The organism is Pseudomonas sp. GX19020, from assembly GCF_023371075.1.
Classification (GTDB): domain Bacteria; phylum Pseudomonadota; class Alphaproteobacteria; order Rhodobacterales; family Rhodobacteraceae; genus Pseudogemmobacter.
This window is the reverse complement of sequence record NZ_JAMCCR010000041.1, coordinates 1-1,175: the sequence shown is the minus strand read 5'-3', so window position 1 is coordinate 1,175 and position 1,175 is coordinate 1. Positions and strand designations below refer to the sequence as shown.

1 protein-coding gene is annotated in these 1,175 nt (G+C 60.4%); it reads right to left on the bottom strand.

Annotation, left to right across the window (positions count from 1 at the left end; genetic code table 11):
• Positions 1-17 precede the first annotated feature (17 nt).
• Positions 18-977, bottom strand: coding sequence for an IS110 family RNA-guided transposase (locus M3484_RS23515; protein ID WP_249499507.1), 960 nt, complete (start codon positions 975-977; stop codon positions 18-20).
• Between the last annotated feature and the right edge of the window lie 198 nt (positions 978-1,175).

The following is a 1,175-nucleotide window of genomic DNA, read 5'->3' as shown; positions in this document are numbered from 1 at the left end:
TCTAGCAACTGTATCTTTCAGCAAGCCTGGGCTGCCCATTTCTGACGGGTTTTGCATAGCGCGTTTGCGGTGGTGACCAGGTTTCTGGCAACGGCGGTGATGATAACCTTGTGCGGCTTTCCTGCCTTGCGAAGGCGATCCGCGAAGGTTCTCATGCTTGGGTTGTGATGTGCCGCGACCAGCGCCGCCTGGAACATCACATGCCTCACGGCACGGCGACCACCGGCGATGGCCCGTTTTCCGCGAAGGGTTCCATTGTCGTGCGCAACCGGGGCCAATCCAATGAGTGCGGCAGCCTCTTCGCCGGTGATGGTGCCTATTTCAGGCATTTCGGCGATCAGCATTGTGCTGGCAACTGGTCCTATCCCTGGGATGGAACGCAGAACGATGGCCATCTCTGAGAGGCGATCGTCGCTCGCAACCGCCCGGATGATCCGGTCTTCCAGTTCCCTGATCAGACTGTCGATCCGTTGTTTCAACTCGGTGTCGATGTCCTCGAACATCGTGGCGGTGCCCAGTTTATGATGCGCACGGATTTGGGCCAGCAGACGTTTGCGCATTTCGACCAGCTGCGCTCTTTTGGATGTCAACGCTCTGAGAAGGCGCAGCTTTTCAGCGGGCAGGCTGCGGCCTGCTTCGGGCCGGAAGGCGAAGAAGCGGGCGATGAGTTCCGCATCGATCCGGTCGGTCTTAGCGCGCGTGCCACGGCTTTTCGCGAGCGCCTTTACCTGAGCGGGGGGCACCTGGCGGGCTGCACCACCTTCTGCCTCCAGATGCGCCCAGAGCTGCCATTCCTGCCCGCCAGTCGATTCAAAGCAGACAACGGCATCTCTGTCCCGGGCAATATCCGCCACGGCCGCATGACCCGCCGGAACGTTAGGCACTCTGCAACGATGCCCATCGGGGAGGCAGTGAATGTCAAGCCAGTCGCGACTGACATCTATGCCGATAACGCGGCCATGTGATAGATTGTCCATGCTCTCTTCCTTCTGGTGCGCGGTCCTGCGAAGGCCGCAATCAACTGTTCGAGACGATGAAGAGAGGCGGTGCCGACAGGCTAGAAAACGTGGTCTTGCCACAAGGGTCAGACGTCGCGCACCACCCCGTCATCGGACCTGGCCGGGGCCGGTGACGGGGTGAACCTGGCAGACCAGACATAGAGAAGGGTCAGGACC